The organism is Rhizobium sp. 16-488-2b (assembly GCF_017741815.1).
Lineage (GTDB): Bacteria > Pseudomonadota > Alphaproteobacteria > Rhizobiales > Rhizobiaceae > Rhizobium.
The window spans coordinates 1-4,621 of sequence record NZ_JAGHMF010000051.1 but is presented as its reverse complement, the minus strand read 5'-3'; the positions used below and the strand labels follow the sequence as shown (position 1 = coordinate 4,621).

The following is a 4,621-nucleotide window of genomic DNA, read 5'->3' as shown; positions in this document are numbered from 1 at the left end:
GGGTGGTCCCCCCTGCCCGTTTGTCGGCTGGCCCCCCTCTCCCCCGCTGTTCCGCACGAGCTCGGGAGCAGGAGCGGGGCTCCTGCCCCTTCGGGCAGGAAAGCCGCTTCGCGGGAAAACGGGAAAAGGAGAAACCCCATGAAACTCATCTTCGAGGCCGCAAGCCTTACCGCGTTCTTGGCCGCCGCCATGACGCTCGCCATCGCATTCGCCGCTTAACCCCTTGCATATCGGAGACACCATCATGACCGACACCAACGAGACGATCACCATCCCCTTGAACAAGCTGGACGTGGACCCCCTGAACGTCCGCAAGACCCATAGCGCCGATGGCATCAAGGAGCTTGCCGCAACCATCCGAGCCGACGGCTACAGGCTGTTGCAGAACATCGTCGTCAGGAAAGGTGACAAGAAGGGTCGCTATTTCGTGACGGCTGGCGGTCGCCGCCGTGCCGCACTCCTGTTGCTTGCCGAGGCGGGCGAGATCGCCAAGGACTTTCCCGTTGAATGCAGGGAGAGAGCAGCCGAGGACGCTACCGCGATAAGCTTGACCGAGAACCTGCACGAGGCCATGCACCCGGCCGACCAGTTCGAGGCGTTCAAGGCGATGGCGGATCAGGGAAAACCTGTTGCCGACATTGCCGCCCGCTTCGGCACGACCGAAATCATTGTCAACCGCCGCCTCGCGCTGGCGAAGGTCTCGCCCGTTCTCATGGCCGCTTTCCGTGCCGAGGAAATGAGCTTCGAGCAGCTTGCCGCCTTCACCATCAGCGACGACCACGCCCGACAGGAGGAAGTCTGGAACGGTTTGCAATCTTGGGATCGCAGCGCTCACACGATCAAGCGCCAACTGACCGCCGAGGAAGTGCCCGGAACCGATAAGCGCGTTGCCTTCATTGGTGGTCTTGCCGCCTACGAAGCAGCGGGAGGCCCGGTTCGCCGCGACCTGTTCACAGAGGCGGGCGGCTATGCGTGTGACTCCGGCTTTCTGGAAACACTGGTGCTGGCGAAGCTGGAATCTCTTGCCGAGCCGGTAAAGGCGGAGGGCTGGAAATGGGTAGCGTTTGCCGCCAAGCAGCCCGATAACCTTTATCAGTTGGGCCGCGTGTATCCGCAGAAGGTGGAATTGAGCGAGGCCGATCAGGCAAAGCTCGACCAGCTCTCCGAAGAATACGACAGCCTTGCCGAGTTGATCGAGGCGGGAGCCGCCGACGAGGACGCCGAGCCCCGGCTTGCCGAGGTGGAAAAGCAGATCGACGCCTTGCGGGACGCCGAGGAAACCTATCAGGCCGAGGACTTGGCAAAGTCCGGAGCGATCCTGACCCTCGATTATCACGGGCGGCTGGCCATCCATCGCGGATTGGTCCGGGACGAGGACCGGGACGCCCAGGGTGAAACCGGCGAGGGCGATGGCGATGACATAGAGGCCACCGAGGAAAAGGCATCGAAGGGAGCCAAGCTCACCCATTCGGCTACTCTGATCGAGGATTTGACCGCACAGAAGACCGCAGCGCTGCGCGTCGAACTGGCGAACAACCCCGATATCGCTCTTGTCGCCGTGGTTCATGCCATGCTGCTGCGAGTGGCCTATGGTTCCGGGCTTGTGTCCGAGCAAAGCGCCCTGCAGATCAGCTTGACCCATGAGCGCCTTGAGGGATCGATGAAGCGCCCCGACGACAACCGGGCGCTGGCCGAGTGGGAGAGCATCAAGGAAAACTACGGTCACAAGATCACCGGCAACCCCGCCGATCTTTGGGAATGGTGCCTTGACCAGTCCCGCGAGGAACTGCTGAACCTGCTGGCCTTCGCCGCCGCTCACACCGTCAATGCCGTGGAAGCGAAATATACCGGCGACAGGAGACAAGCTTTCGTCCATGCCGATCAGATCGGGCAGGCCCTCAACGTCGATATGCGCGATTATTTCACGCCGACCGCCGAGAGCTATTTCAGCCATCTGAACCGGCAGAGCATCGAGGCCGCAGTTGCCGAGGTTCGCGGCGCTGATTTAGCCAGCGGTGTTTCCGCGATGAAAAAGGCCGAAGCCGCCGCCTACGCCGAAAAGGCCGTCAAGGATAGTGGATGGCTCCCCGCTCATATCCGCATTCCCCCGGCCACCCCGGACGAGGCCGAGAGCGCCGAAATCCACCCGTTCCCCGTGGCGGCTGAATAGTCAGCCGTCATTCCCCCGGCCGCGCTTTCTCCGGCGCGGCCGGTCCCCTGTTCAGCCTCAGAAAGAGAGAACCCATGTCAGACCTTCGCCCCCTCACCAATGAAGAACACGCCGCCGTGCTGGAATACGCGCTTGCCCACGGCGCGGACTGGAAAGACGACCTCAACATCGACTGGATGAACGCACGGACGACCGGATTCCTGCAAGCGCTGCGCAACTCGCACGGCCCGTCATGGCTTGCCGATTATTCTCTGGCCGACTGGCCGCGCTCGCTGTTCAGCGCTGAAACGACCCTTGCCCATGCCCCCAACCCGAGGATTTCGGCGCTGGCGTGCCGCAAGCTCATCCTCGCTTACGTGGACAATCCCGAGCAGGTCAGGTGGGAAGACGTTCAGGACTCCTTGGCCGTAGCCATCGAGGCGTTTGGCTTGCCGGTGAATTTCATCGAAATGGCAAGGGCCGTGGCTCCCGATTGAGGGGAGGCCCGCGCCCCCTCCCCTCAAACTCCCCTTCCCGCCTCAGCCTCGCCCATGCCGGGCGGGGTTTTACGTTGCGAGGATATGTAAACGAGGATATTATAATATCCTTGAAAGGATATGCTGCTATGCCGCTCTACATCAAAGATCCCGAGGTGGACAAACTCACCGAGGAACTTGTCGGACTGACGAACTCCACGAAGGTTGAGGCTGTCAAGGCCGCGCTCATCCATGAGATCGCACAGCGCAGGGCCAGTCTGCCCATGCGTAAGCGACTTGCCAAGTCTCTTGAAATGGCGCGGGCTATCGGCCCTTTCGCGCCGGGAGATCACAAAGCCGAAACCGATGAAATGTGGGGCGAGGACTGATGCTGTTTGTTGATGCGTCGGTTGTCGTCGCCATTCTCGCCCAGGAGCCGGATGGCGCCGAGCAGATGGACCGATTAGAGCAGGACGGAGGCCCGTTCTTCATGTCGGCCATTGTTCGTATGGAAGCCACGCTTTCTCTGACACGGCGGCTGGCCGAGGCTACCGGCAAGGACAAGCCCGCGACGCCGGAAATGTTCGAGAAGGCCCGTCGCCTGGTCGATCAGTTCGCCGCCGATCTGGCCGCTCGTGAAACCATGATCAGCGGCGACGTGGGCAACAAGGCCCTCGATGCGGCGCAGCGCTATGGCAAGATCGTCAATCATCCGGCCAAGCTCAACATGGGCGATTGCTTCGCCTATGCCTGCGCCAAGGCGTATCGGTTGCGGCTCGCCTACAAGGGCGACGATTTCGCCGAGACTGATCTGGCTTGATGGCGCGAAACCCCGCCGCTTCACGCGGGGTTTCCTCACGCCAAAGGATCAGCATTCCCGAAAATGCAAGCGCCAGAATAGATTGCAGCCAATTTTCGCCCTATAGTCGCGATAGCAGCTTGAGACTTCCAAGATGGAGCAGAAGCGCAGCACCGAGCGAAAGGAAGGCAAATGGAACAGCTATTTTGGACACTCGCCTATGGCCTCGGCGTCATCGGCGCTTGCCTGTTCGCCCTGATGACCTTTCAGCACTATTCTTCCAAATATGCGGGATACAGGTTTTTCACGACCCGCAAGCTGTTCGGCCTCAGCCTGATCGCCGCTCTCTTTCACGGCGCCATCTATCTCGACACCGAGACAGATCATTTTGCAGATTGGCCCTGGGCGATGGAAGCGATGATCGCAGTCGCGGGCATCCTCGCAATCTACATCGTGGTCAAGAGCATCCGGTATGCCGGATTTGTTTGGGCTTTTGCCGGAACCAGCCTGCAATTCACCCTGCTCTATTTCCTTGGCCCTCTGCTGGCGATCATGCCGCCAGTGATCGCCTTCTATGCGGTGTCCAAAGATTCCGGGGTGAGGTTCCGGCCCTTCGCCGGTACTGCGCAGCAAACGACAGTCTATATCAACCAGACCACCTATTGAGCATGTCCGAAATCATCGAATTTGAAGGCGAGCGGTTCCGTGTTCGCCGCCGTCCGGGCTTCATAACGCGGTTGCGTGCAATCCTTGTCATGCGCGCCTACCATAAGGCCGAGCGGCCATATACGCGTCTCATCCGTGAGTTTGAAGCCCTTGAGGGCCAACGAGAGGCGATGCTGAACAAATTATCCAGCTTGACTCGTGCCGGCGCAGACAAGAGCGAGAAACAGTATTGCATGCGCGAACTGTTCCGGATCAACGAGCGTTTTGGCGACCTTGCCGCGCCTTGGGCGAAGGCGGAGGCCAAGATGATTGCGGCGCGCAAGGCGGTTGATCGGGTGCTTGCAACGGTCGGATTCGAACCCGCATCTTGAGCTGAAACTGATTATCAAGGTGGCCGCCCAGGACGGCCTCTTTTTGATCCTTTAGAGGGGAAAGAGGGTCGCTGCCCCCTCTCCCCTGCAAGCCGAAAACCGGCATCCCCCATCCTTCCCTCACTCCCTGACGCCGGCCGAGACCGGCCCCCATCCATTC

Annotated in this window: 6 protein-coding genes; all 6 read left to right on the top strand. The window is 60.6% G+C overall.

Features of this window, described 5'->3' with window-relative positions:
- Positions 1-244: 244 nt before the first annotated feature.
- The 6 genes from J5286_RS31045 to J5286_RS31020 all read left to right on the top strand — a co-directional run bounded on the left by J5286_RS31045 (position 245) and on the right by J5286_RS31020 (position 4,461).
- Positions 245-2,170 (top strand): ParB/RepB/Spo0J family partition protein, encoded by a 1,926-nt coding sequence (locus J5286_RS31045; RefSeq protein WP_209215541.1) that lies wholly within the window; start codon positions 245-247, stop codon positions 2,168-2,170.
- A 74-nt stretch (positions 2,171-2,244) separates the two neighbouring features.
- Positions 2,245-2,646: a hypothetical protein gene (locus tag J5286_RS31040; protein WP_209215538.1), complete on the top strand. Its 402-nt coding sequence runs from the start codon at positions 2,245-2,247 to the stop codon at positions 2,644-2,646.
- Positions 2,647-2,774: 128 nt separating this feature from the next.
- Positions 2,775-3,014 carry a type II toxin-antitoxin system VapB family antitoxin gene (locus J5286_RS31035; RefSeq protein ID WP_109614771.1) on the top strand — a complete coding sequence of 80 codons (240 nt, stop codon included), beginning with the start codon at positions 2,775-2,777 and terminating at the stop codon, positions 3,012-3,014.
- Positions 3,014-3,445: a type II toxin-antitoxin system VapC family toxin gene (locus tag J5286_RS31030; protein WP_209215534.1), complete on the top strand. Its 432-nt coding sequence runs from the start codon at positions 3,014-3,016 to the stop codon at positions 3,443-3,445. The genes J5286_RS31035 and J5286_RS31030 overlap by 1 nt, the downstream gene beginning before the upstream one ends.
- A gap of 171 nt (positions 3,446-3,616) precedes the next feature.
- Positions 3,617-4,090 (top strand): hypothetical protein, encoded by a 474-nt coding sequence (locus tag J5286_RS31025; RefSeq protein ID WP_209215532.1) that lies wholly within the window; start codon positions 3,617-3,619, stop codon positions 4,088-4,090.
- A 2-nt stretch (positions 4,091-4,092) separates the two neighbouring features.
- Positions 4,093-4,461 (top strand): hypothetical protein, encoded by a 369-nt coding sequence (locus J5286_RS31020; RefSeq protein WP_209215530.1) that lies wholly within the window; start codon positions 4,093-4,095, stop codon positions 4,459-4,461.
- Positions 4,462-4,621 lie beyond the last annotated feature (160 nt).